The following is a 24263-nucleotide window of genomic DNA, read 5'->3' as shown; positions in this document are numbered from 1 at the left end:
CCCGGCACCGCGAGGACCTCGCGGACCGGGGCCTCGTCGTCCGTGCCCGGCGACGCGGGGCGCGTCAGGTGAGGGCGTCCGCGAGGAGCAGCATCGTCACGAGGAACCCGGTGACGAGGTTGAGCCACAGGAACGCGCGCCAGCCCGCGTTGGCGCGCTCGCAGTCGTCGTCGCGCACGTCGCGGAACCGCAGCACGTTGACGGCGTACGGCAGCGGGAGCAGCGCGGCGACGACGCCGGGCCACGGGAGCACCGCGAGCACGACGGCCGCCGCGACGTACGCCGCCGCGGCGGCGAGCACGGTCGCGTGCGCGCCGATCGCCGTCGCGACGGACGCGATGCCGCCCTCGCGGTCCGCGCGCACGTCCTGCACCGCGCCGAACGCGTGCGACGCCATGCCCCAGAGCACGAAGCCGACGAGCACGGGCCAGACGGACCGCGCGGAGAGGTCCGCGTCGACGAGCACGAGCGCGTACAGCAACGGCCCGACGAAGTGCATCGCCGACGTGAACGAGTCGAGGAACGGGCGCTCCTTGAACCGCAGCCGCGGCGCCGAGTACGCGACGACGCCGAACACCACGAGCGCGAGGACCGCGCCCGCGAGCGGGTCGCCGAGGAGCAGGAGCGCGACGAGGAACGGCACGTTGGTCGCGACGCACGCGCGCAGGATGCGGCGGTGCGTGACGCGGGCCGTCGCCGGGTCGGCCAGCGCGCCCTCGATCCCGCCCTTGCGCGGGTTGCGCAGGTCGCTCGCGTAGTCGAAGACGTCGTTCACGCCGTACATGAGCAGGTTGTACGGGACGAGGAAGTACAGCGTCCCGACCACGAGCGCGAGGTCGGCGCGCCCGCCGGTCGCGACGAGGTACCCCGCGGCGAACGGGTACGCGGTGTTGATCCAGGAGAAGGGCCGCGACGCGGCGAGCACGTCCTTCACCGCTCGTCCTCCGCGGCACGACCGTGCTCGGACCCGCGGCCCGCGGTGCGCTCGCGACCGCGGGCTCCGAGCACCGTCCACAGCACCGGCATCCCGAGCGCGGCGGCGAACGCGTACGCGAAGTCCTCGAGCGGCGCGCCCCACAGGTAGACGCCGAGGATCTTGTCCGGGTGGTAGACGTACAGGTCGGCGGCGATCATCAGCGTGTCGAACACGAGGGTGAGCACGCACATCACGACGGCCGTGCACACGAGCGGCCCAGGTCGCAGCCGGCGCAGCACGCGCCACGACACCGCGACGAGCACCGCGAGGACGACGACGTTGAGCACGAGGTTCGTCACGCGTCGCCCTCCGCCCGGCTCCGTCGCGCGGCGAGCACGCGCTCGGCGCCGCGCCAGCCCAGCAGCGCGGTGTAGCACAGGAGCGTCAGGAAGACCGCCTCCTCGACGGGCAGGTCGGGCGCGAGCAGGAGCCCCGTCATCCACGGGCTCTCCCCGCGCGCGAAGATCCCGAGCGCGAGGCCCGCGACGTCCCACGCGAGGAAGCCGACGACGCCGAGACCGACCGTGAGCGCGGCACGGCGCCGGTCCGCCCAGAACGCGAGGCGGAAGCGCCGGTCGAGCACGGCGAGGCCGCCGAGCGAGACCGCGAGCGCGCCGAGGTAGACCAGACCCGTCACCGGCGGACCTCGACCGGTCGCGCACCCGACGGCCGGATCCGCTCGGGCCGACGGCTCGCCGCGAGGTAGCCGGGGCGCAACGGCGTCGGCAGCGGGCGTGCCGACGTCTCACCGAGCAGGCGCTTCGCGACGAGCTCGGCGCTGATGAGGCACATCGGCAGTCCCACGCCCGGGATGCTCCCACCCCCGGCGTGGTAGAGCCCGTCGACACGGCGGGCCGCCGTGCCGGGCCGCCACAGAGCCGACTGCCGGAGGGTGTGCTCCATGCCGAGCGCGCCGCCGCGCCACGACGAGAGCTCGGTCGCGAAGTGGGCTGGCCCCAGCACGCGCCGCGTGACGACCCGACCCGGGAGGTCCACGACCCCGGCCCAGCGCCCGACCTGCGCGAGGTAGCGGTCCGCGAGCGCGTCGAGCGCGCGGCGCGACGCGGCGTCGGCGCCGAGCGTCGGGTCGGCGGGGAACGGGACGAGGAGGAAGAGGTTCTCGTGCCCGGGCGGGGCCGCGGGCGCGGACGACGACGGCCCGTCGGTCGCGGAGGTGCGCGACACGTAGAGCGAGGCGGGGTCCGGGACGCGCAGCCCCGCGGGGTCGCTGCGCCGGTCGGTGCCGAGCACGGCGTCGAAGTTCGCGGGCCAGTCGCGCGTGAAGAAGAGGGAGTGGTGCGCGAGCTCGGGCAGCGCGCCCCGCACTCCCGCGAGCACGAGCAGGGCCGAGATCCCCGGTCCCTTGTCGTCCCACGCCGCGGCGGGCAGCTCCGCCCACCGCGGGGCGAGGAGCGCGGTCTCCGTGTGGTGCCGGTCGGCGGCCGACACGACGAGGTCCGCCTCGACGAGCTCGCCCGAGGCGAGGCGGACGCCCGTGACGCGCCCGCGCCGTCGGGCACCGGGGGCCACCTCGATCCCGGCGACGTCCGCGCCGGTCCGGAGCTCGGCCCCCTCCGCGCGCGCGAGCCGCGCCACGGCCTCGATCAGCGTGTGCATCCCGCCGCGGGGGTACCGGACGCCGTCGACGAGGTCGAGGTGGCTCATGAGGGAGTACAGCGCGGGCGCGCGGTAGGGCGAGGAGCCGAGGAAGACGGCGTGGTACCCGAGGAGCTGGCGGAGCCGCGGGTCCTCCACCGCGCGCGCGGCACGGTCGGCGAGCGGCTCGCGCAGCAGCGCGGCGAGGCGCGGGAGACGGCGCAGCACCTCCGGCGCGAGCGCGCGGTCGGGCCGCTCGAACGTGGTGTAGAGGAAGTGGTCGAGCGCGAGCCCGTAGGCCTCGCTCGCCTCGGCCGAGTACGCGGCCACGCGGTCGCCGGCCCCGGGCTCGATCGCGTCGAGCCGGGCGCGGTTCACGCCCGGGCTCGCCGAGAGCTCGAACGTGGACGCCGCGCCGCCCGGTGCGTCGGGCTCGAAGAACACGCGGTAGGCCGGGTCGAGCGGCACGAGGTCGAGGTGGTCCTCGACGCGCGCGCCGAGGAGCGCGAAGAAGTGCTCGACCACCTCCGGCATGAAGTACCAGGACGGCCCGGTATCGAAGCGGAACCCGTCCAGCTCGAGCGTGCCGGCTCGGCCGCCCAGGTCCGCGTGGCGCTCCAGCAGCGTGACGGCCGCGCCCCCGCGCGCGAGCAGCGCCGCGGTGGCGAGCCCGGAGATCCCGCCTCCGACCACGACGACGCGCGGTGCCCTCACGCGAGCACCTTCCGCGGGCGCGCGGGTCGGCCCGACGCCATCTGCCCGAGGAGCTGGCCGCCCGCCGCCCGCGCGGCCAGCGCGACCTTCACGGTGTCGGGGACGCGCACGCGCGCCCGCAGGATGTCCTCGGGCGGCGTCGCCGCGAGCCGGGCGAGCAGCCGCTCGTACACGGCGACGGTCGCGGCGACCGCGACGCGGGGTCGCACCGGGAGCCCCGGGAGCGCCGCCCGCGCCGCCGCGAGGTCCCCCTCGACCTCCCGGCAGAACGCCTCGACGTCGCGACGGCGCAACCGGCCCGGGACGACGCCGGGCAGGTAGGCGCGCCCGAGCTCGTCGTGGTCGGTGCGCAGGTCGCGCAGGAAGTTGATCTTCTGGAACGCGGCGCCGAGCGCACGTGCCCCGCGGACGAGGACCGGGTCCGCGACCCGCAGGGGCTCCCCGGGGCGACGGCGCGCGTTGAGGAAGACCGCGAGGCACATGAGGCCGACGACCTCCGCCGAGCCGTACACGTACCGCTCGTAGCTCTCGCGGTCGTGCACGCGCACCGTGAGGTCGGTGCGCATCGACGCGAAGAAGGGGTCGACCTCGCCGTGGCCGATGCCGCACCGGCGGGCGGTCAGGGCGAACGAGTGCACGACGAGGTTCGTCGACCACCCGCGGTCGAGCGCCTTCGCCGTCTCCGCCTCCAGCTCGTCGAGGAGGTCGGCCGCACCGTCGCCGCGGCGCGTGTCCACGACCTCGTCGGCGATGCGGACGAGTCCGTAGACGGCGTCGATCCCGTCGCGCGTCGGGACGTCGAGCAGGCGCGCGCCCAGCCCGAACGAGGTCGAGTAGGACGCGAGCACGACCCGGCTCGTGCGCGCGGCGGTCAGGTCGTACAGCCGTGCCGGGTCGTTCTGGTCGCCCACGTCCTCGTCCCGTCTCCCGTCGCCGGGGCACCTCCCCGGACATTCCTCAGCATGCTGAGGAATGTAGGGTCGCACGGGACGCGCAGACTCACACCTCGGGAGCGCCCTCCGCCGCGTCGTGCGCCGCGACCTCGATGCGCCGCGGGCCCGCCTGCCAGGCCTCCCACGCCGACGCGATGATCTCGGGCAGCCCGTTCGTCGCCGTCCAGCCGAAGAGCTCGTTGATCCGGCGCGGGTCGCCGACGAGCTGCGGCGGGTCGCCCGCGCGCCGCGGCAGGACCTCCGGCGTGACGTCGAGCCCGCTCACGCGCCCGATCTCGTCGATGACCTCGCGCACCGACGACCCCTGCCCCGTCCCGACGTTGAACACGTCGAAGGGGCGCTCCGCGACGTCGAGGTACCCGAGCGCCGCGAGGTGCGCGTGCGCGAGGTCCAGGACGTGGATGTAGTCACGGATGCACGTGCCGTCCGGCGTCGGGTAGTCGTCGCCGAAGATCTTGGGCTGCTCGCCGCGCTCCAGGCGGTCGAGCACCATGGGGACGAGGTTGAGCACGGCGGGGTCGCCGAGGTCCGGCCAGCCGGCGCCGGCGACGTTGAAGTAGCGCAGCGCGACGAACCGCAGGCCCCAGGCGCGGCCGGCCGCGCGACCCAGCCACTCGCCGACGAGCTTGGTCTCGCCGTAGGGGTTGATCGGCTCGGCGTGCAGCTTCTCCTCGACGAGCGAGACCGAGGGCATCCCGTACGTCGCCGCCGAGGACGAGAACACGAGGCGGTCGACGCCGGCCGCCTGCATCGCGGTCACGAGGTTCGTGAACCCGCCGACGTTCTGCTGGTAGTACCAGGCCGGCTTCTCGACCGACTCCCCCACCTGCTTGCGCGCCGCGAAGTGGATCACCGCGCGGACGTCGTGCTCGGTGAGGGCGCGCGTCAGCACGTCCACCGCCTCCGGGGACGCGACGTCGACCTCGACGAGCGTCGCGTCGCCGACACGGTCCGCGCGACCGGTGCTGAGGTCGTCGACCACGACCACCTTCTCGCCGCGCTCCTGCAGGAGGCGCACCACGTGCGCGCCGATGTACCCGGCTCCGCCGGTCACGAGGATCGTCATGGCACCCACCCTAGTGGGGCCGCCCCGCTCCCCCGCCGAGCTGCCGGACCCGTGGTGGCCGCCGCCCTACGCGTGGCCGTGGGCCTCGCGGTCGCGCAGGGCCGCCGTCTCGAGCTGGAACGTCGAGTGCTCGACGGAGACCGGGAAGTGGTGCGCGACGCACGCACGGACGCGCTCCGTGATCTCGAGCGCGTGACCGTCCCGGAAGCACGCGGCGTCGACGACGACGTGCGCGGAGATGGTCGGCAGCCCCGTCGCGACGGTCGACGCGTGGAGGTCGTGCACGTCCTCGACGTGGTCGAGCGAGAGGATGTGCGCCCGGACGTCGTCGAGGTCCAGCCCCTCCGGCGTGAACTCCATGAGCACGGCCGTCGCCTCGCGCAGGAGGCGGAAGGCGCGCGGGACGATGAGCAGCGCGATGAAGAGCCCGGCGATCGCGTCGGCCTGCTGGTACCCGGTCGTCGCGATGACGACGGCGGCCACGATCACCCCGACCGACCCCAGGGCGTCGTTGACGACCTCCAGGAACGCCGCGCGCAGGTTGAGGTTGGCGCGGCGCCCGGACGCGAGGACGGCGATCGCGACGACGTTGCCGACGAGGCCGACGATCCCGAAGACCAGCAGCTCGGACGAGGGGACCTCCGGCGGCGAGAACAGCCGTCGTACGCCCTCGACGACGGCGTACGCGCCGACCGCGAGGAGGAGCGCCGCCTGCGCGAGGGCGGCGAGCACCTCGACGCGGCGGAATCCCCAGGTCCGGCGTTTGGTCGCGGGCCGCAGCACGAGCGACGCCGCGACGAGCGCCACGGCCAGCCCCGTCGCGTCGGTGAGCATGTGCGCCGTGTCCGTGAGGAGCGCGAGGCTCCCCGTGAGGACCGCGCCGACGGCCTGCGCGACGAGGATCGTCGCGGTGATCCCGAAGGCGACCGCGAGCCGCGCGCGGTGGTCGGGCGCGGCACCCCCCGCGCCGTGGTCGTGTCCGGCTCCCATGAACCCTCCATTCATCGTCAGTTACCGATGATATCGGTGCGCGACGATGAATACCAGACCGGCTGCGCCGTGAGGCGCGTCACCGCGCGGGGTCAGGGAGCGAGCGCGACGTGCTCCGCGTCGGCGAGCAGGTGCGCCACCTCGGGCCGCACGAGCCGGTACCAGGACGAGCGCCCCTCGCGGCGGACCGCCACGACCCCGACGTCGCGCAGGGTGGTCAGGTGCGCGGAGACCGTGGACTGCGCGAGCCCCAGCTCGCGCGTGAGGTCGACGACGCGCCGCTCCGCGCCGGTGAGCAGGTGCACGATGGCGAGCCGGCTCGGGTCCGCGAGCGCGTGGAGCAGGCGCGCGACCGCCTCGTGGTCGTGCGCGCCGTCGTGCCGGGGGTCGCTCGCGGCGCTCGTCGTCACCAGCCGATCGTAGCGATCGGCGCCCCCGCGCCGTGCGACCTCAGTCCCAGCCGAGCTCGTGCAGGCGGTCGTCGTCGATGCCGAAGTGGTGCGCGATCTCGTGGACGACCGTCACCGCGACCTCCTCCACCACGTCCTCGCGCGTCTCGCAGATCGCGAGGGTGGGGTTGCGGAAGATCGTGATGCGGTCGGGCAGCGCCCCCGCCGCCCACATGTGGTCCCGCTCGGTGAGGGGGACGCCCTCGTAGAGCCCGAGGAGGTCGGGGTCGTCGGCGGGCGCGTCGTCCTCGACGAGCACCACCACGTTGTCCATCTGCGCCGCGAGGTCCTCGGGGACCAGGTCCAGCCCGTCGCGCACGGCGTCCTCGAACTCGGCCCGCGTCATCTCCACCACGCGACCATCCTCCCCCGTCGCGGGCACCGCCCGTGGCGTCGTCCCGCTGCACCGTCCCGCTGCACCGTCCCGCGGCACCGTCCGCGGGCAGGCCCGGCCGAGGAGGCGACCACGGGTCGACCACGACCCGACCAGGAGGTCACGGTCCCGCCGCTGTACACTGGCGCACGTTCCTGAGCCCCCATCGTCTAGCGGCCTAGGACCCCGCCCTTTCACGGCGGTAGCACGGGTTCGAATCCCGTTGGGGGTACGCGAGATCGCACCGGGACCGGTGGCCACCAGCGGATTTACGGATCGGCTCATCGGTACGGTACGATCCTCTCGGTTCGAAAGCGGGCCACCACACCACCAGGTTCACTGGTGAAAATCACCGGGTCCCCTGGTGTTAAGGTGTGTCTCGCGAAGAACAGCAAGGCCCTGTAGCGCAGTTGGTTAGCGCGCCGCCCTGTCACGGCGGAGGTCGCGGGTTCAAGTCCCGTCAGGGTCGCGTGAGGCGAAGAGCCCGGTCGGCATCGGCCGGCCGGGCTCTTCCCCCATGGCTCTGTAGCTCAGTTGGTAGAGCGTTCGACTGAAAATCGAAAGGTCACCGGATCGACGCCGGTCGGAGCCACCGAAGAGACCCCCGCCCGGGATCCGGGCGGGGGTCTTTCTCGTCGCGGCGGCGGTGCCGTCCGGCCCTCCCTCTCCGGCACCTCCCAGGCCCGCGGGGAGTTGCGCACCGCCCCGGGTGCCGGTTGAGTGGTGGGGTCACCTGCGGAAAGGCGGAGAGATGAGCGACTGGATCGACGGGCGCATCCCGCCCGAGGAGCAGAAGCCGACGGTCGGGCAGCTCGTCGAGCGGCTGTCCGAGCAGGCGACCCGCCTCGTCCGGTCCGAGATCGCGCTCGCGAAGGCCGAGCTCACGACGAAGGCCAAGCACGCCGGCATCGGCATCGGCCTGCTCGTCGTGGGCGGGGTGCTCGTCCTCTACGGGCTGGGCTTCCTCTTCCACTCCGCCATGGAGGGGCTCGCGACCGTGATGCCGCTGTGGCTCGCCGCGCTGATCGTCGGCCTGGCCCTCGTGCTCGTCGCCGGTACGCTCGCGTTCGTCGGCGTCAAGCAGCTCCAGCGCGGCGTCCCGCCGAGCCCGACCGGGGCGGTCGACAGCATCAAGGAAGACGTCGCGACGATCAAGGAAGGACTGCGCCCGTGAGCGGAACCGACGGGGCCCCGGTGCCCCCGCTGTCCCAGTCCCAGCTCGAGGACGAGATCGCGCGCACGCGCGCCGAGCTCGCGGGGACGATCGACGAGCTCACGACCCGCCTGGACCCGCGCGTCCAGGCGAAGGCCGCGGCGCAGCAGGCGAAGCAGGCGGCCTCGGACACGCGCGCGTTCCTCACCGGTGGCGGGTTGCCGGAGGAGGACCCCGACCGGTCGCGCAACGTCAAGCTGCTGCTGGGTGCCGTGGTGGCCGGCGTCGCGCTCGTCACGGCGGCGATCCTGCGCCGGCGCTCGTAGTCTCCGACGAGCGCTCGCCCCGGTGCGTTCTCGCCGGGGCGTTTTTTCTGCCTGCCGATCCGACGCGCCGACCGTGCCGGCGGCGCGGCGCGCGGTCGGCTCAGGACTTGTCGGTGCCCTCCGCGGGCTCGCTGGCGGCGCCGAGCAGCGCCCGGACCTCGGACTCGCGGTAGCGGCGGTGCCCCCCGAGCGTGCGGATCGACGAGAGCTTGCCCGCCTTCGCCCACCGGGTGACCGTCTTGGGATCGACGCGAAACAGGCTGGCGACCTCGGCGGGCGTGAGCAGAACCTCGGACTCTCCGTGCATGGACATCACGACACCTCCTCCTGGTACGCGCTGGTCCGGCAGATACCCCGGATCACGACGACAGCACGACGCCAGTACCCTCCATTGTCGCAGCATGCGGATTTCGGGCGACTTGACGGACGGGTGAATTAGGCCGCCTATGGTCGTATCGGCCGGATAGGCGCTCGTGCGGCTTACGGGGCGTGCTCCCCGTGCCCTGCCCGGCCTCGCCTGAGGCGGGCCCGCTCCCCCGCTCGTGGAGAGTGTGTGACGGTAGGCACGTCCGCGGTCCGTCACGGCCTTCTGAGTGGATGGAATAGGCCCCGAGCATGTACCGTTGGACCCTGAACAGACGAAACTACACCCCGGGGCCGCACGTCTGAGCACGTAGCCGCCCCGCTTCTACGTTGAGGGGGTCGGAGCCATGGGCCGCGGCCGTCAGAAGGCAAAGCAGACCAAGGTCGCTCGCGCGCTGAAGTACTACAGCCCCGAGACGAACTACAGTGCGCTCGAGCAAGAGCTCACCGGTCACAGCCACACGGATGTCGTGACGGACTCGCGCTTCGGCGCCGAGTCGTCGGACGACCTCGAGCGCTACGACCAGCGCTACAACGACTGGTCCGACGACCGCTGACGGTCGTCGACCTCCTTTGATCGCCGCGGTCTTCCGCGGAAGCGTCTCGACCTCGACTGCGCCGTCGCCTGCCCCCCCCGGTAGGCGACGGCGCGGTCGTTCGTGACCTGTGCACCGGCCCACCGCGCCTCGTTCGCCCGAGGCCTCCGCCGGGCCCCGTTGGCCCCGAGGCCTCGGCACCCATGACCGCCGCCGCACCCTGACGTCGTCGTGCCCGCCGCGAGAGCGGCCTCCCCCGAGCGGATCGGCAGGAGCCCACCCGCCCGGGGGCACCGTCGGTCAGGCGCGGTAGTCGCCGACGAGCCGCACGGCGCCCGCCTGGACGCCCTTGGTACCCGCGACGAGGTCGCCGTCCGCGACGTCCCGGGCCGCCGCCGGGTCAAAGGCCTCGACCGAGCCGAGCACCCACGCGGGGACGCCGAGCGCGGCGCAGCGAGCGAGCGCGGCGTCGACGCCGTCCGCGCCGACCACCGCGACCATGCCGACGCCGAGGTTGAGCGTGTTCTCGAGATCGCCGCGCGGGACGCCGCCCAGCTCGCGCACGAGCCGGAAGACCGGCGGGACGTCCCAGCTCGCGCGGTCCACGACCCCGACGAGCCCGGCGGGCAGGACGCGCGCGAGGTTCGCGGCGAGCCCGCCGCCCGTGACGTGCGTGAACGCGTGGACCTGCGCGGCGTCGTCGGCGGCCAGCGCGAGGCAGTCGCTCGCGTAGACGCGCGTCGGCTCCAGGAGCTCCTCGCCGACCGTGCGCCCGAGCTCGTCGACGTGCCGCTCGAGGCCCCAGCCCGCGTGCTTGAGCACGGCACGCACGAGCGAGTAGCCGTTCGAGTGCAGGCCCGACGAGGCCATGGCGACGAGCACGTCGCCCTCGCGCACCCGCTCGGGGCCGAGCAGCCGGTCGGCCTCGACGACGCCCGTCGCCGCGCCGGCGACGTCGTACTCGTCCGCGCCGAGAAGACCCGGGTGCTCGGCGGTCTCGCCGCCCACGAGCGCGGTGCCCGCGACCTCGCAGGCCGCCGCGATGCCGCGGACGATGCCCGCGATGCGCTCGGGCACGACCTTGCCGCACGCGATGTAGTCCGTCATGAACAGCGGCTTGGCGCCGACCACGACGATGTCGTCGACGACCATGCCGACGAGGTCGAACCCGATCGTGTCGTGGACGTCGAGCGCCTGGGCGATCGCGACCTTGGTGCCCACGCCGTCGGTCGACGTCGCGAGCAGGGGGCGGCGGTACGTCGCGACCTCGGAGAAGTCGTAGAGCCCCGCGAAGCCGCCGACGCCGCCGAGGACCTGCGGCCCGTGGGTCCGGCGCACCGCGTCCTTCATGAGCTCGACGGCCTTGTCACCGGCCTCGGTGTCGACGCCCGCGGCGGCGTAGGTGAGGCCCGTCTGGGGCGAGTCGGCAGTCACGGTGTCGGCTCCAAGGAGGTCGTGCGGCGCACGCGCCGGTGGTGCGGGTGCTGGGGTCTCGGGTTCGGGCGCAGGGGTGGTCTCACGGGTGCTGCAGCGCGCCGGCACCGCCGGCGGTCACCGACAGGCTGCGCAGCCCGTCCTCGGGCGCGCCGAGCGGGAGCTCGGCCTGCTCGAGGAGGTGCTTGCCGAGCTGGTCGTCCGGCGGCAGCTCGATGGGGTACTTCCCCGTGAAGCACGCCGTGCAGAGCTGCGACGACGGCTGCTCGGTCGCCGCGATCATCCCCTCGGTCGAGATGTAGCCCAGGCTGTCGGCGCCGAGCGACTGCCCGATCTCGTCCGGCGAGAGGCCGTTCGCGATGAGCTCGGCGCGGGACGCGAAGTCGATGCCGTAGAAGCACGGCCACTTCACGGGCGGGGAGCTGATGCGCACGTGCACCTCGGCCGCGCCGGCCTCGCGCAGCATGCGGATGAGCGCGCGCTGCGTGTTGCCGCGCACGATCGAGTCGTCGACGACGACGAGGCGCTTGCCCCGGATGACGTCGCGCAGCGGGTTGAGCTTGAGCCGGATGCCGAGCTGGCGCAGCGTGTCGGACGGCTGGATGAACGTGCGTCCCACGTAGGCGTTCTTGGTCAGGCCCTGGCCGAACGGGATGCCGGACTCGGCGGCGTAGCCGACCGCCGCGGGCGTGCCGGACTCGGGGACCGGGATGACGAGGTCGGCCTCGACGGAGTGCTCGCGCGCGAGCTGGCGGCCCATCTCGACGCGGGCGGCGTGCACCGAGCGGCCGTTGATCGAGGTGTCCGGGCGCGCGAGGTAGACGTACTCGAAGACGCAGCCCGCACGCTCGGCCGGCGCGAAGCGCTGCGAGCGCAGGCCGTCCGCGTCGATCGCGATGAGCTCGCCCGGCTCGACCTCGCGCACGAACGACGCGCCGACGATGTCGAGCGCCGGCGTCTCGCTCGCGACGACCCAGCCCCGCTCGAGACGGCCGAGGACGAGCGGGCGCACGCCCTGCGGGTCGCGCGCGGCGTAGAGGGTGCGCTCGTCCATGAAGACGAGCGAGAACGCACCGCGCAGCCGCGGGAGCACCTCGAGCGCCGTGGCCTCGAGCGTGTGGTCGGCGTCCCCGGCGAGGAGCGCGGTGACGAGCGCGGTGTCCGTGGTGTTGCCGCGCGCGAGCTCGCCGCGGCGCTGGCTGCCGTAGCGCTCCGCGACGAGGTTGACGAGCTCGGCCGAGTTGGTGAGGTTGCCGTTGTGCCCGAGCGCGACGGTCCCGGACGCGGTGGCGCCGAGCGTCGGCTGGGCGTTCTCCCACGTCACGCCACCGGTGGTCGAGTACCGGCAGTGCCCGACGGCGATGTGCCCCGTCAGGGCGTTGAGGGCCGTCTCGTCGAACACCTGGGAGACGAGTCCCATGTCCTTGTAGACCAGGATCTGCTCACCGTTGCTGGTGGCGATGCCGGCCGACTCCTGGCCTCGGTGCTGCAGCGCGTACAGCCCGAAGTAGGCGAGCTTGGCGACCTCTTCGCCGGGCGCCCAGACACCGAAGACGCCGCAGGCGTCCTGGGGGCCTTTCTCGCCGGGCATGAGGTCGTGGTTGAGAAGTCCATCTCCGCGGGGGGCCACGTACCTCAGTGTCCCACAGCAGGCGCGTCGGGACCGAAGCGCGAGGTCATGCGGACGACCTGGGCGGCGCAGGCCGCGCGGCGACGCACGGACCGTCGTTCACGGTGGCGTTACGTCGTCCCACCTGTCGGGCAGGGGTTTCGCTGCGTGGGAACGGCGCGCTTGAATCTCGACTTACTCGACCGCGGCAGTCGAGTATCACACCGGCCGTGCTGGCCGTGCCGCTCGGTCACCTGATCGACCACCCGCTCGACCTCCTGCTCGACCACCCGCTCCCGGTCTCCCGGGACCCCGACGAAGGACGACACCATGCGACGCCTCCGGACGACGATCACCCTCGCGGCTGCCGCGGCAGCCACCGCCCTGGTCCTCACCGCCTGCGCGCCGACCGCCGTCGACGGGTCGGGCGGCGGCGACGCGAGCGGCGACGGGAGCTCCGACGTCGAGCCCACGACGCTCTCCCTCGTCGGATTCGCCGTCCCGAAGGCGGGCAACGACGCCGCGCAGGAGCTGTGGGGCCAGACCGAGGACGGCCAGGGCGTCACGTGGGAGACGTCGTACGGCGCCTCCGGCGACCAGAGCCGCGCCGTCGCCGACGGGCTGAAGGCCGACTACGTGCACTTCTCGCTCGAGGGCGACGTGACGCGCCTCGTCGACGCGGGCCTCGTGGCGGACGACTGGAACGCGGGCGAGAACAAGGGCATCGTCAGCCAGTCGGTCGTCGTGCTCGTGGTCCGCGAGGGCAACCCGAAGAACATCCAGAGCTGGGAGGACATCGTCCAGCCCGGCGTCGAGATCGTGACCCCGAACCCCGGCTCGTCGGGCTCGGCGCGCTGGAACATCCTCGCCGGCTGGGGCAGCGTCATCGCGAACGGCGGCTCCGAGGAGGACGCGACGGAGTACCTGCGGAAGTTCTTCACCAACGCCGTCGCGCTCCCGGGCAGCGGCCGCGACGCGACGACCGCCTTCACGTCCGGGACCGGCGACGTCCTCCTCTCCTACGAGAACGAGGCGATCCTCGCGCGGCAGAACGGCGAGACGTTCGACTACGTGGTCCCCGACCAGACGCTCCTCATCGAGAACCCGGCCGCGGTGACGGTCGACGCGGACCCCAAGGCGCAGAGCTACCTCGACTTCGTCCTCACGCCCGAGGGCCAGGAGGCGTTCGCGCACGTGGGCTTCCGTCCCCTGACCGGCGACGACGTCGACTTCGAGGTCGAGGGCGCCAACGACCCGAGCGACCCGTTCCCGGCCGTCCCGACGCTCCTCACCATCGCCGACGACTTCGGCGGGTGGTCGGCCACGAACGACAAGTTCTTCGGCGACGAGGGCCTCGTGACGAAGATCCAGGCCGAGACCGGGAAGCAGTGACCCGTGTCCTCGACCCTCGCTGAACGACCGGGCCGGGCGGCGCGCGAGCGCCGCCCGGCTCCGGCCGCGCCGCCGTCGCGCCGGGTCCGCCGGGCACGTCGGACGCCCAACGGCCCCTATCGCCTGACCGCGGCCTCGGGGCTCGGCCTCGGCGTAGCGCTCGTGTGGTTCTCGGCGCTCGCCCTCGTGCCGCTGATCGCGGTGCTCGTCGAGACGTCCGCCGGCGGGTGGCCCGCGTTCGCCGCCGCGATCACCCAGCCGCAGACGGCGGCGGCGCTCACGCTCACGGTCACGCAGGCGCTCGCCGTGACCGCCGTCAACGTCGTCATGGGCACGCTGATCGCGTGGGTCCTCGTGCGCGACCGGTTCCCCGGCAAGCGGCTCCTCGAGGTGCTCATCGACATCCCGTTCGCGCTCCCCACGATCGTCGCCGGACTCGTGCTGCTCGCGCTGTACGGGCCGTCGGGCCCGCTGGGGATCGATGTCGCGAACACGCGTGCCGCCGTCTTCCTCGCCTTCCTCTTCGTCACCCTGCCCTTCGTGGTCCGCAGCGTGCAGCCCGTGCTCGCCGAGCTCGACCGCGACGTCGAGGAGGCCGCCGCGTCCCTCGGCGCGACGCGGTCCACGACGTTCCGCCGCGTCGTCCTCCCCGCGCTCGCGCCCGCGATCACCGCGGGAGCGGCGCTGTCGTTCGCGCGCGCGATCAGCGAGTACGGCGCGCTCGTGCTGCTCTCCGGCAACCTGCCGATGCGCACCGAGGTCGGCTCCGTGCGGATCCTGGCCTACCTGGAGAACGGCCAGCCCGAGCAGGCCGCGGCCGTGGCCTCGGTGCTCCTGCTCGTGTCCCTCCTCGTCATCGCGACGATCCAGCTCCTCCAGCGAAGGGTGGCCCGCCGTGGATAGCTCCCCCTGGGTACGGCGCACGCTGCGCGCCGTCGTGGTCGTCTACCTGGTGCTGCTCGTCGGGTGGCCCGTCTCCCTCGTCGTGCGGGGCGCGTTCGCGGACGGCCTCGAGACGTTCCAGCGCGCGCTCGCCGACCCGTCCGTCGTCTTCGCCCTCCAGCTCACCGCCGCCGTCGCGGTGCAGGTCGTGCTGATCAACACGGTCTTCGGCGTCGGGATCTCGATGCTCATCGTGCGGTACGACTTCCCCGGCAAGGCCCTCCTCAACGCCCTGCTCGACCTCCCGCTGTCGGTCTCCCCCATCGTCGTCGGGCTCTCGCTCGTCCTCGTGTACGGCAAGAACGGCTGGTTCGGCGGAGCGCTCGAGGACGCCGGGCTCCAGGTGATCTTCGCGCCACCGGGCATCGTCCTCGCGACGGCGTTCGTGTGCCTCCCGCTCGTCATCCGGGAGGTCGTACCCGTCCTCACGGAGCTCGGCACGGACGAGGAGCTCGCCGCGACGAGCCTCGGGGCGAGCTGGTTCCAGACCTTCCGGCGCATCACCCTGCCCGCGATCAAGTGGGCGGTCGTCTACGGCGTCGTGCTCACGCTCGCCCGGGCGCTCGGCGAGTTCGGTGCCGTCAAGGTCGTGTCCGGCAACTTCGAGGGCCGCACCCAGACCTCCACGCTCCTCGTCGAGCAGCGCTACCAGGACTTCGAGCAGGGCACGGCCTACGCGGTCGCCTTCCTGCTCGCGTCGGTGTCCGTCGCGTGCATCGTCGCGGTGACCTTCCTCCGTTCCGACGACGCCGCCGGCACCCGCACCCGCCGCACCGCCCCCCGAACCGCCGCCCCCACGGAGGCCGACGCATGAGCATCGAGATCCGCAACGTCCGCAAGACCTTCGGCGACTTCGTCGCGCTCGACGACGTCTCCGTCTCCGTGCCGACCGGTCGCCTCACCGCGCTGCTCGGCCCGAGCGGCGGGGGCAAGTCCACGCTCCTGCGCGTCGTCGCCGGCCTCGAGGTCCCCGACTCCGGCGAGATCGAGATCGAGGGTCGCGACGCCACGAACCTCCCGGCCCGACGACGCAACGTGGGCTTCGTCTTCCAGCACTACGCGGCGTTCAAGCACCTGAGCGTCGCGCGGAACGTCGCGTTCGGGCTCGAGATCCGCCGCACCCCGAAGGCCGAGATCGCCGAGCGCGTCGACGAGCTCCTGCGCCTCGTGCACCTGGAGAGCTTCGCGCACCGCCTGCCCTCGCAGCTCTCGGGCGGACAGCGACAGCGCATGGCGCTCGCGCGCGCCCTCGCGATCCGGCCGAGCGTGCTGCTGCTCGACGAGCCGTTCGGCGCGCTCGACGCCAAGGTCCGCAAGGAGCTCCGCGACTGGCTGCGCCGCCTGCACGACGAGATCCCCGTGACCACGGTGTTCGTCACGCACGACCAGGAGGAGGCGCTGGAGGTCGCGGACGAGATCGTCGTCGTCAACGAGGGCCGTATCGAGCAGGTCGGCACGCCCGACGACCTCTACGACCGCCCCGCGAACGACTTCGTCATGGGCTTCCTCGGGCCGGTGACCCGGCTCGGCGGCGTCCTCGTGCGCCCGCACGACGTCCACGTCGAGGTGCTGGGCGACGGCACGCCGGACGGCAGCGCCGACGACGCCGCGCCCTCCCGCCCCGGCGGCCCCGTGCCGGGCGTCGTGACCCGCACGACGCGCGTCGGCTTCGAGGTGCGTGCCGAGGTGGCGACCGCGGACGAGGTGGTGTCCGTCGTCGTGACCCGCGCGGAGGCCCGGACGCTGGGTCTCGCGCCGGGGGTCGCCGTGCGGCTCGCCCCGGCCGAGGGCGCGCCGACGTCCGCCGCTCCCCGGCCGGTCGGCGCGCCGGTCCCCGGCTGACCCGGCACCGCCGCGACGGGGCTGCCCCGACCACGGGCACCGCTCGCTATCCTGCCCGCGTGCCTCCCTCCCGCGTCGACCGCTCCCCCCGAGGCCGTGGCGACCGGGGTCGCGACGACCGGCCGCGGCACCGCCGCGAGCGGGCGGCCTACCGGTTCGTGGAGGTCCGCGCCGCCGCGGGCCCGGCCCGGCTCGATGCCCTCACGGCGGGCAGCGGGGCGTTCCTCGTCGGCGTGGTCCTCGGCTTCCTCGTCCTCCTCGGTCTCGCGCTCGTCGGCGGTGAGCTCGTCCCCGACGTGCGGTTCGACGCCGACGAGGTCCTGCGCTCGACGACGGGCTGGTGGATCCTGACCCTCGCGGTCGCCGTGCCGGTCTTCGTGCCGGTGCACGCCGCGGCGACGCTCGCGGTCACCCGCGCCCTGCTGGACGAGGGCCGCCCCCGCACCGACGTCCCGCCGCACTCGGTGCGCAAGCGCGTGGCGGAGTCGAGCCCGGCGGGCGCGCTGGCCGGGCTCGCCTGGACGTACCTCGTGCTCGCGCTCCTCGCCGGGGCGGTCGGGCTCTTCGCGATGGACCGTGACGACGCGGAGCGCACGCCGACCGTCGCGGTCTCCGCGGTCGTCGGGGTGGTGGCCGCGGTCGGCCTGCTGCTCCTGCCCGGGCTGCGCGCGCGCTGGTCCGCGTGGCAGGACGTCGTGCGGACGACGTGGGGACCGAACGAGGTCCGCTACGCCGAGGAGGCCGAGCGGCGGCGGCGCGCAGCGTTCGGGCCGCCGGCCCCCGCGCGCCCCGACGGGCGGGTCGCGCGCCGGAACGACCGGGCGGCCGCGGTGCTGGGCGGCGCCGGCATGGTCGGCTTCGTCCTGTTCCTGATCGGTCTGTGGATGCGGCACCCGGGCAAGTTCAGCCCGGACCGGCACTACGGACCGGTGGGCGAGGTGTCGATCGACGTCCTCGTCGGCGTGGGCGGCACGCTGGTCGGGGCGACGCTCCTCCTCGGCGCGACGTGGCTCCTGCTCCCGGTGTCACGACAGGGACGCCAGCGCCGTGCGGGGCTCGCCCTCCTGCGCTCCCCGGAGCCGTCCGCGCCGCCCGCCGACGACGTCGTCCGGGAGCTCCTGTCCCCCTGGTCGGCGTCCACGACGTTCGCCCTCGTGCTCCTGGCCGGTTCCGGGATGCTCGTGCCCTCCGTCCTGGCCGGTCTGGCGGGCAGCGGCGTCGCGCTCCTGGTCGACGGGGTGCCGGTCGCCGCCACGGCGGCGGCCCTGGCCGCCGCGACCCTCGCGGCGCTGTGCGTCGTGGTGGTCGGTGTGACCAGGGCCGCGCGGTACCGCGCCCTGGTGCGCGAGCGCTGGCACGTGGGCGACGACGGACCCGGCTGACGCCGAGCCGGCGTCAGCTCCGGCGAGGTCGCTCAGCGACGCCCGCGCAGGCTCCGCCGGTCCGCGAGGACCGCCCACAGGCCGGCGACGGCCGCGCCGAGCGCGGCGCACGTGACGACGATGACGGTGAAGTAGACGCCCGGCTTGAAGACCGGGGCGGCGGCCGGCGACTGCAGCCAGGCGCCGCCGATCCCGAGGCCGAGCACCGTGCCCAGCACCACGCCGACGGTGAAGAACGCCCCGTAGCGCGGCGCGCGGCGGACCGTCCCCGGATCCACGACGGTCTCGATCTCGACCTCGTCCGCCGCCTCGGTCGCGTCCGCGGCCTCGGCCTCGCGCTCGGCGCGGCCCGTCCCTGCCGCACCCACGGGCACGGCGCCGTCGGCACCTGCGGACGCGAGGGGCGCCGACGGCGCTGCGTCGGGCTCCACGTCGGACGCTGCGTCGGGCGCTGTGCCGCGCACCGCGTCGGGTGCCGCCGACCCGTCGGGGGCGTCGGCGTCGGGCACGGGGGACTGCTCGGGGCTCACGACCACGACCCTACCCGCGGTTGCTGAGAGCCCCGTGCGCCCGAGCACGGGCGGGCGGGCTCGGACGTCTCGCCCGCCGGGCCCGGACGCACCGCGACCCGGGCCCGTCGGACGGGACCCGGGTCGCGGGACGCGGCGCCGCCTCGTCGGCGGCGCCGCACGGCGTCAGCGAACCGTCAGCCGCAGGTCTGGCCCTCGAACGGGACCTCGTACTCCTGCGTCACGCCGTCCAGCGTGGCGGTGAAGGTCACCGTCCCACCCTCGACCGACGTGGCCCGGGTGTTGAACGACTGGTACGCGTTCTTGCCCGGCTGGAGGTTCGGGAACCGCTTGGACCCGTAGGGCGTCTCGACGACGACCTCGACCGGGACGTCCTCGCCGTTGGTCGCCCGGACCGCGACGTGGACGAACTTCCCCATGCAGCGGGCAGAGGCCTCGACGTTCTCGAGCACCACGGTCGGGGCCGCGGCCTCGACCGTGACCGGGATCCGGGCGGTCGTGCCGCTCGGCGACGCGACGACCCACAGGTCGTACTCCCCCGCCGCGGCGTCGGCCGGGACCGTCGCCGTCAGCGTGGCCGCCCCGCCCGTCACCGCGGCGGTGCCCGCCGGGGTGCCCGGGTTCGCCGGGTCGAACGTGGCGTCCGCCGCGACGAGGTAGCCGTCCACCGAGGTGTTCAGCGGGGAGCCGAGCGAGGTGAGGTCGAGATGCGAGAGGGCCACGCTCACGTCGTCGCCTGCGGTCACCGTGCCGGGCAGCTCGTCCACCACCACGCGCGAGCGGTCGAACGACGGCGACACCGGCGAGCTGTCCTTCAGGTAAGCGATCCACGCGTCCCGGTCGACCAGACCGGAGTCGCGCGGGTCCGTGCCCTCGGTGAACACCCGGAAGTTGTCGCCGCCGGTGGCGAGGAACGAGAACGTCGCCACGCGGTACTCGCCCGCGAGGTCGATCGGCTCGCCGTTGATCGTCACGGACGAGACGTTGCTCCCGGGCGTCGCGAGCGGGTCGGCGGTGCTCGCCGTCCACGACACGTTGTCCGAGAGCCCCAGGGCGAGGTACGGACGCGAGGGACGCGTGCCGTCCAGGTTCGTCTGCCACTGCTGCTCGAGCATCTCGACGACCTGCTCGCCCGTGAGGGTCACGGTCCACAGGTTGTTGACGAACGGGAGCACCGCGTTGGCCTCGGCATAGGTGATGACGCCGTCGCCGTCGTGGAAGAGCTCGCTGCGGAGCCCGCCCGGGTTGACGACACCGATGTCCGCACCGCCGCGCGCCGGGTCGGACAGCGTCGCGAGGAGCGAGTCGGCGACGAGGTTGCCGAGCGTCGACTCCGACGCGCGGTCGTCACGACCGGACGTCGGGTTCGGGCCGGGGCCCACGTACGTCCCGCCGGGACCCGTGTACGAGCCACCCGCGAACGCGGTCGTGATGTCAGCGGTCACCTCGCCGATCGGCTGCGCACCGATGATCTCGGCCTGCTTGAGCGCCGCGTCGACGATCGTCTTGACCGCCGCGACCCGCGGGTACGTCGCGACGAGCGTCGCGTCGTCCGTCGTCGTGCGGGCCACGTTCTGCGCCGTGTACGCCGTGACCTCGTGGGTCGTGGTGTCCACGGTGAGGGAGACGTGCCCGATGAACTCGCCGTAGTTGCCGGTCTGGACGATCGGGCGGGTCTTGCCCGGGACGCCCGGGACGGGCGCGTCCCACGCGTACTGCTTGTGGGTGTGGCCCGTGAAGATCGCCGCGACGCGCGCGTCGGTCTCGTTGACGATGTCCGCGAAGGCGCCGCCCGCGGCGACCTCCTCCTCGAGCGTCGCGCCGTCGGGCGTGCCCGCGGACGCGCCCTCGTGGACGAGACCCACGACCACGTCGGCCTCGCCGTTCGCCGGGTCGCCGTCCTGGAGCTGGGCGGTGACGCGGTTGAGCGCCTCGACCGGGTCCCCGAAGTCGAGGTCCGCGATGCCGGACGGCGTGACGAGCGTCGGGGTCTCCTCCGTCACGACGCCCACGAACCCGACGTCGAGCCCGTCGATCTCGACGACCTGGTACTCCGGCAGCGCCGGGTTCGTCGTGCCCTTGTCGTACACGTTCGCGCCCAGGTAGGCCCAGTCGGCCTCGTCGCTGACACGGCCCGTGAGGTCCGCGAAGCCCTGGTCGAACTCGTGGTTGCCCACGGCGGAGGCCGCGAGGTCGAGCGCGTTCAGCACGTCGATCGTCGGCTGGTCCTGCTGGAGCGCCGACGCGAACAGCGACGCGCCGATGTTGTCGCCCGCCGAGACGAAGGCCGTCCCGTCGGGGTTCACGGCGCGCAGCTGCTCGATCGTGCCCGCGAACTTCACGGTGTTGGCGTCGATCCGACCGTGGAAGTCGTTGATCGCCAGCAGGTCGAGCTGCGTCGTGCCCGGCGTGGCGTCGCCGAGCTGGAGGCCGACGAGCACCGGGTCGTGGTCGGACGACCGGAACGGCGTCGTGTCGTAGAGGATCGACGCGTTGTAGTTGTACCGGCTGTACTCGTTGGCGATCGGCTCGACCGAGTTGATGTTCCACACGTCCGTGCCGGTGACGGCGCTGGCCGCGCCCGCCGAGGCGAACACGTGGTCGAGCGAGCCGACGTACCCGTCGAACAGGTAGGTGTGCTCGCCGGTCGTCTCGCCGAGGTCCGTGTAGCCCGCGTCCTTGAGGACCTCGAGCGGGTCCTCCTGCGAGTACGAGTTGAAGTCGCCCGCGAGCAGGATCGTGTCCGTGCCCGCGTCCGCCGCGACGTCCTCGGCGAAGCCGACGAGCGCCGTCGCCTGCGCGACGCGCGACGCGTTGAACGAGCCCTGGCCGTCGCCCGAGTCCTCGTCGCCCGGCAGCACGGGCGTGCCGGAGCCCTTCGACTTGAAGTGGTTCGCGACGACGAGCACGTCGTCGCTCGCGGCGTCGTCGCCCTCGGAGATCCCGCCGACCGGCTGGAACACCTGCGCGAGCGGCTCGCGCGCGTTGACGAAGGCCGCGTCGTCGAGCAGGATCCGCGACTCCCCGACCGGCTCGGCCGCGTCCACCTGGTAGATGTACGCGAGCCGGATCACGTCCTCGTCGTCCGGCAGCGCGGTCGGCGACGGCACGAACGCCCACTCGTCGGCGCCCGCGGCGTCGTTGAGCGCGTCGACGAGGTCGGACAGCGCCTGGTCGCGGTCCTTGCCGAACGGCGTCGAGTTCTCGATCTCCATGAGCGCGACGACGTCGGCGTCGAGCGCGTCGATCGCCGCGACGATCTTGGTCTCCTGACGCTCGAGGTTCTCCGCGTTCGCGGCGCCCCGGGCGTCGCAGCCACGGTTGACCGTGATGGGGTTGCCGGCGCGGTCCGTGTAGTAGGTGCAGCCCGTGAGCTGGTCGCCCGTCGTCGTGAAGTAGTTGAGCACGTTGAACGTCGCGACCGACAGGTCGCCCCCGACCTCGGCCGGGGCCTCCTCGCGCGTGTTCGCGAACGTGGCCGGCTGCACGGTGGCGGCGTTCCCGCCGTCACCGGCGGTGAGCTGCGTCAGCGGCTGGAACGTCCACGCGTCGAACCGGTAGTCGAGGATGACGGGCGTCGTGAAGGACACGCCCGCGCCGACGCGCGCCGGCACCCCGCCCGTGAGGTACGGGAGCGGGATGCCCTTGTTCGCCGTGTTGTTGAAGTTGGTCGTCGCCCCGTCGTCGAGCACGACGGCCCGCGCCGCGCGGTCCGCGACGGCGGCCGCGGCCTCCGCGCTGCCCGGGCGCCCGGCCGACGTCGGCTGGACGAACGGGTCCGTACCCGCGGCGAGCAGGAACGAGCCGTAGAAGTTCGTGTCGTAGTTGTCCGCGACGACGTAGTCGCCCGCGGGCTGCACGAGCATGCCCTCGAGCACCTCGCGCGCCGCGTCGGTCGCGGGGAACGCGACGTTCGCGGGCTTGACCGCCTCGGCCGCCTCGTCGAGGACCGTCCAGCCGCCCGCGGCGGGCGTGATCTGGGTCAGCGTGAAGTACTCGGACACCGCGCCCGTGACCTCGACGTGGTCGCCGACCTGCACGGCCGCGGCACCGGCCTTGGAGTAGACGAAGATCGCGTCCGACGCCGTGTGCGACGCGTCGAGGTCGCCGCCCGTGCCCTCGGTCTGCAGGTAGAAGCCGTCGTAGCCGCCGGTGGGGTAGGTGGCGGTGACGACGCCGCGCGTCGTGACGGTCTGGCCGACGAGCGGGCTCGCCGCGCCCGTCCCCTGGATCTCCGCGATCGGGACGACCTCGCCCGGCTCGGGGCCGGGGCCGCCGCCGTCGTCGCCGCTGTTCTGCGGGGTGACGGTGCTGGAGAGCGTGAAGTCCTTGCTGTTGTCGTCGGTGTCCGCGAAGCCGGTCCGGTTGATCGACGCGGGCACGTTGTTGGCCGACGGCGCGGGGCTCACGGCGGTCTCGAACGTGTTCGACGTCCCGTACCCGACGAGGTCCACGACGTTCGCGGCGCCCGCGGCGTTCCCCGCGGGCAGCGTGACCGCCGACGTGGAGCGCACGAGGGCGAGGGTGCCCGTCGTGCCCGACGGGTTGAGGCCCCCGGTCGCGTCCGGCGTCGGCAGGGCCGCACCGTTCGAGCCGTTGGAGCCGCCCTGCACGAGGAAGTAGCCCCCGGGCGCGACCGTCCCCGTCAGCGGCGTGACGCCGGTGAAGGCGCCCGTCCCCGTCGCCGAGCGGTACTGGAGCGACATGCCGGAGAGGTCGATCGCCGCCTGCGTGGGGTTGTACAGCTCGACGAACTTGTGGGTGTAGGGGGCGTTGGCGCTGCCGCCGCTCAGGTAGGCCTCGTTGATGACGAGGCCCGACCCGTCGGGCGCCGCGCTCGCGGCGGTGGCCGCGGCGACGGACAGCGGTGCGGCGAGCGCCACGGTCAACGTGCCCGCCACCACCCTCCGTCGCCGCAGGTGCTGGTGGTCGGTCACGCTGACTCCTTCATCTCGTGCGGACGGCCGGGCAGCAGTCGCGCGTCCATCGATCGAGTCCACGACTCGGGACGGGTCGACGCCCTGCCTCCGCAGGACATCGCACCCCACCTGGATGAACGGGCGGTTGCTGCCACGTCACCGCCGCGAGAACGTCGCCGCACGTCGTCGTGCTGCGAGCGCCCGCGCGGACGGCGGCCGATCATCATCGGACGCTAGCCCTCCACGTCCCGCGCCGCCAGACCTGGAGCCGAGAACGTTACGCAGCAGTAACACGCGCCGCCGGGCAGCGCGACGCGCTCAGCGCGGGCGGGCCGCCTGGAGCGGCAGGAGCCACGAGATGTCGGACCGCTCGCCGGAGGCACGGACGCGCCCGTCGGCGACCGCGTCGGCCCACGCGACCGCGCCGGTCACCAGGCCGAGCCACGTCTGCGGGTCCGTCTCCACGACGTTGGGCGGCGTCCCCCGGGTGTGCCGGGGGCCCTCGACCGCCTGGACCGCGCCGGCCGGGGGGACCCGCACCTCCACGGTGTGCCCGGGCGCGACGTCCGCGAGCTCCTCGAGCGTGAACCGCACCGCGGTCGTCACGGCCGCGCGGTCGGCGGGGTCGGCGCGCCACGCCGCCAGGGCGAGGCGGCCGGCGGCGGGGTCGGTGCGTCGTCGGGCAGGCACGAGGACAGCCTAGGACGGCGCGCGCGTC

23 protein-coding genes and 3 tRNA genes are annotated in these 24263 nt (G+C 73.8%); 11 read left to right on the top strand and 15 right to left on the bottom strand.

Annotated elements, in window-relative coordinates:
- Window positions 1-64 precede the first annotated feature (64 nt).
- The 9 genes from ABRQ22_RS16615 to ABRQ22_RS16575 form a co-directional block, all read right to left on the bottom strand.
- Window positions 65-934: a prenyltransferase gene (locus ABRQ22_RS16615; protein WP_353707515.1), complete on the bottom strand. Its 870-nt coding sequence runs from the start codon at window positions 932-934 to the stop codon at window positions 65-67.
- On the bottom strand, window positions 931-1275 hold the full coding sequence (locus ABRQ22_RS16610) for a lycopene cyclase domain-containing protein (RefSeq protein WP_353707514.1): 345 nt from the start codon (window positions 1273-1275) through the stop codon (window positions 931-933). Before ABRQ22_RS16610 ends, ABRQ22_RS16615 begins: the two co-directional genes overlap by 4 nt.
- Entirely contained in the window at window positions 1272-1613 is a 342-nt protein-coding gene (locus ABRQ22_RS16605) for a lycopene cyclase domain-containing protein (protein ID WP_353707513.1), read from the bottom strand. Before ABRQ22_RS16605 ends, ABRQ22_RS16610 begins: the two co-directional genes overlap by 4 nt.
- Window positions 1610-3286 (bottom strand): phytoene desaturase family protein, encoded by a 1677-nt coding sequence (crtI, locus tag ABRQ22_RS16600; protein ID WP_353707512.1) that lies wholly within the window; start codon window positions 3284-3286, stop codon window positions 1610-1612. Before crtI ends, ABRQ22_RS16605 begins: the two co-directional genes overlap by 4 nt.
- Window positions 3283-4197 carry a squalene/phytoene synthase family protein gene (locus tag ABRQ22_RS16595; protein ID WP_353707511.1) on the bottom strand — a complete coding sequence of 305 codons (915 nt, stop codon included), beginning with the start codon at window positions 4195-4197 and terminating at the stop codon, window positions 3283-3285. The genes crtI and ABRQ22_RS16595 overlap by 4 nt, the downstream gene beginning before the upstream one ends.
- A gap of 88 nt (window positions 4198-4285) precedes the next feature.
- Window positions 4286-5305, bottom strand: a complete 1020-nt coding sequence (gene galE, locus ABRQ22_RS16590) for a UDP-glucose 4-epimerase GalE (RefSeq protein ID WP_253055235.1) — start codon at window positions 5303-5305, stop codon at window positions 4286-4288.
- 66 nt (window positions 5306-5371) lie between these two features.
- Window positions 5372-6295 (bottom strand): cation diffusion facilitator family transporter, encoded by a 924-nt coding sequence (locus tag ABRQ22_RS16585; RefSeq protein WP_353707510.1) that lies wholly within the window; start codon window positions 6293-6295, stop codon window positions 5372-5374.
- Between the two features lie 92 nt (window positions 6296-6387).
- Entirely contained in the window at window positions 6388-6705 is a 318-nt protein-coding gene (locus ABRQ22_RS16580; protein ID WP_204539642.1) for a metalloregulator ArsR/SmtB family transcription factor, read from the bottom strand.
- Between the two features lie 40 nt (window positions 6706-6745).
- The gene (locus ABRQ22_RS16575) at window positions 6746-7090 is read right to left on the bottom strand and encodes a metallopeptidase family protein (protein ID WP_170227325.1); all 345 of its coding nucleotides are present in this window, start codon (window positions 7088-7090) and stop codon (window positions 6746-6748) included.
- A 186-nt stretch (window positions 7091-7276) separates the two neighbouring features.
- Here ABRQ22_RS16575 and ABRQ22_RS16570 point away from each other — a divergent pair.
- The 5 genes from ABRQ22_RS16570 to ABRQ22_RS16550 all read left to right on the top strand — a co-directional run bounded on the left by ABRQ22_RS16570 (window position 7277) and on the right by ABRQ22_RS16550 (window position 8596).
- Window positions 7277-7349 (top strand) — tRNA-Glu (locus ABRQ22_RS16570).
- A gap of 163 nt (window positions 7350-7512) precedes the next feature.
- Window positions 7513-7586, top strand: a tRNA-Asp gene (locus ABRQ22_RS16565).
- Window positions 7587-7636: 50 nt separating this feature from the next.
- Window positions 7637-7709 (top strand) — tRNA-Phe (locus ABRQ22_RS16560).
- Between the two features lie 159 nt (window positions 7710-7868).
- Complete coding sequence (locus ABRQ22_RS16555; protein ID WP_353707509.1) at window positions 7869-8291, top strand: phage holin family protein; 423 nt, start codon at window positions 7869-7871, stop codon at window positions 8289-8291.
- Window positions 8288-8596, top strand: a complete 309-nt coding sequence (locus ABRQ22_RS16550) for a DUF3618 domain-containing protein (protein ID WP_353707508.1) — start codon at window positions 8288-8290, stop codon at window positions 8594-8596. Before ABRQ22_RS16555 ends, ABRQ22_RS16550 begins: the two co-directional genes overlap by 4 nt.
- A gap of 100 nt (window positions 8597-8696) precedes the next feature.
- Here ABRQ22_RS16550 and ABRQ22_RS16545 read toward each other — a convergent pair whose 3' ends face one another.
- On the bottom strand, window positions 8697-8909 hold the full coding sequence (locus ABRQ22_RS16545; protein WP_024839011.1) for a BldC family transcriptional regulator: 213 nt from the start codon (window positions 8907-8909) through the stop codon (window positions 8697-8699).
- Window positions 8910-9306: 397 nt separating this feature from the next.
- Here ABRQ22_RS16545 and ABRQ22_RS16540 point away from each other — a divergent pair, with 397 nt between their 5' ends.
- A complete protein-coding gene (locus ABRQ22_RS16540; protein ID WP_047231363.1) occupies window positions 9307-9516 on the top strand; it encodes a DUF3073 domain-containing protein in 210 nt (69 codons plus the stop codon).
- 279 nt (window positions 9517-9795) lie between these two features.
- Here ABRQ22_RS16540 and purM read toward each other — a convergent pair whose 3' ends face one another.
- Entirely contained in the window at window positions 9796-10929 is a 1134-nt protein-coding gene (gene purM, locus ABRQ22_RS16535; RefSeq protein WP_253055231.1) for a phosphoribosylformylglycinamidine cyclo-ligase, read from the bottom strand.
- An 82-nt stretch (window positions 10930-11011) separates the two neighbouring features.
- Entirely contained in the window at window positions 11012-12559 is a 1548-nt protein-coding gene (gene purF / locus ABRQ22_RS16530; RefSeq protein WP_253055230.1) for an amidophosphoribosyltransferase, read from the bottom strand.
- A gap of 309 nt (window positions 12560-12868) precedes the next feature.
- Here purF and ABRQ22_RS16525 point away from each other — a divergent pair, with 309 nt between their 5' ends.
- From ABRQ22_RS16525 to ABRQ22_RS16505, 5 genes are read left to right on the top strand one after another with little or no spacing between them, the layout of a single operon-like run.
- Window positions 12869-13930 (top strand): sulfate ABC transporter substrate-binding protein, encoded by a 1062-nt coding sequence (locus ABRQ22_RS16525; protein ID WP_253055229.1) that lies wholly within the window; start codon window positions 12869-12871, stop codon window positions 13928-13930.
- A 3-nt stretch (window positions 13931-13933) separates the two neighbouring features.
- On the top strand, window positions 13934-14833 hold the full coding sequence (gene cysT, locus ABRQ22_RS16520; protein ID WP_353707507.1) for a sulfate ABC transporter permease subunit CysT: 900 nt from the start codon (window positions 13934-13936) through the stop codon (window positions 14831-14833).
- Entirely contained in the window at window positions 14826-15686 is an 861-nt protein-coding gene (locus ABRQ22_RS16515) for a sulfate ABC transporter permease subunit (RefSeq protein WP_253055227.1), read from the top strand. The genes cysT and ABRQ22_RS16515 overlap by 8 nt, the downstream gene beginning before the upstream one ends.
- A complete protein-coding gene (locus ABRQ22_RS16510; RefSeq protein ID WP_353707506.1) occupies window positions 15683-16714 on the top strand; it encodes a TOBE-like domain-containing protein in 1032 nt (343 codons plus the stop codon). Before ABRQ22_RS16515 ends, ABRQ22_RS16510 begins: the two co-directional genes overlap by 4 nt.
- A 59-nt stretch (window positions 16715-16773) precedes the next feature.
- Complete coding sequence (locus ABRQ22_RS16505) at window positions 16774-18096, top strand: hypothetical protein (RefSeq protein WP_353707505.1); 1323 nt, start codon at window positions 16774-16776, stop codon at window positions 18094-18096.
- Between the two features lie 32 nt (window positions 18097-18128).
- Here ABRQ22_RS16505 and ABRQ22_RS16500 read toward each other — a convergent pair whose 3' ends face one another.
- The 3 genes from ABRQ22_RS16500 to ABRQ22_RS16490 form a co-directional block, all read right to left on the bottom strand.
- Window positions 18129-18626, bottom strand: a complete 498-nt coding sequence (locus tag ABRQ22_RS16500) for a hypothetical protein (protein ID WP_353707504.1) — start codon at window positions 18624-18626, stop codon at window positions 18129-18131.
- A gap of 176 nt (window positions 18627-18802) precedes the next feature.
- Window positions 18803-23563, bottom strand: coding sequence for an ExeM/NucH family extracellular endonuclease (locus tag ABRQ22_RS16495; protein ID WP_353707503.1), 4761 nt, complete (start codon window positions 23561-23563; stop codon window positions 18803-18805).
- 300 nt (window positions 23564-23863) lie between these two features.
- Window positions 23864-24235 (bottom strand): sterol carrier family protein, encoded by a 372-nt coding sequence (locus ABRQ22_RS16490; RefSeq protein ID WP_253055222.1) that lies wholly within the window; start codon window positions 24233-24235, stop codon window positions 23864-23866.
- Between the last annotated feature and the right edge of the window lie 28 nt (window positions 24236-24263).

It is taken from the genome of Cellulosimicrobium sp. ES-005 (assembly GCF_040448685.1).
Classification (GTDB): Bacteria; Actinomycetota; Actinomycetes; order Actinomycetales; family Cellulomonadaceae; genus Cellulosimicrobium; species Cellulosimicrobium cellulans_G.
The sequence above is the reverse complement of the archived record's forward strand: the minus strand, read 5'-3'. Positions and strand labels throughout refer to the sequence as shown.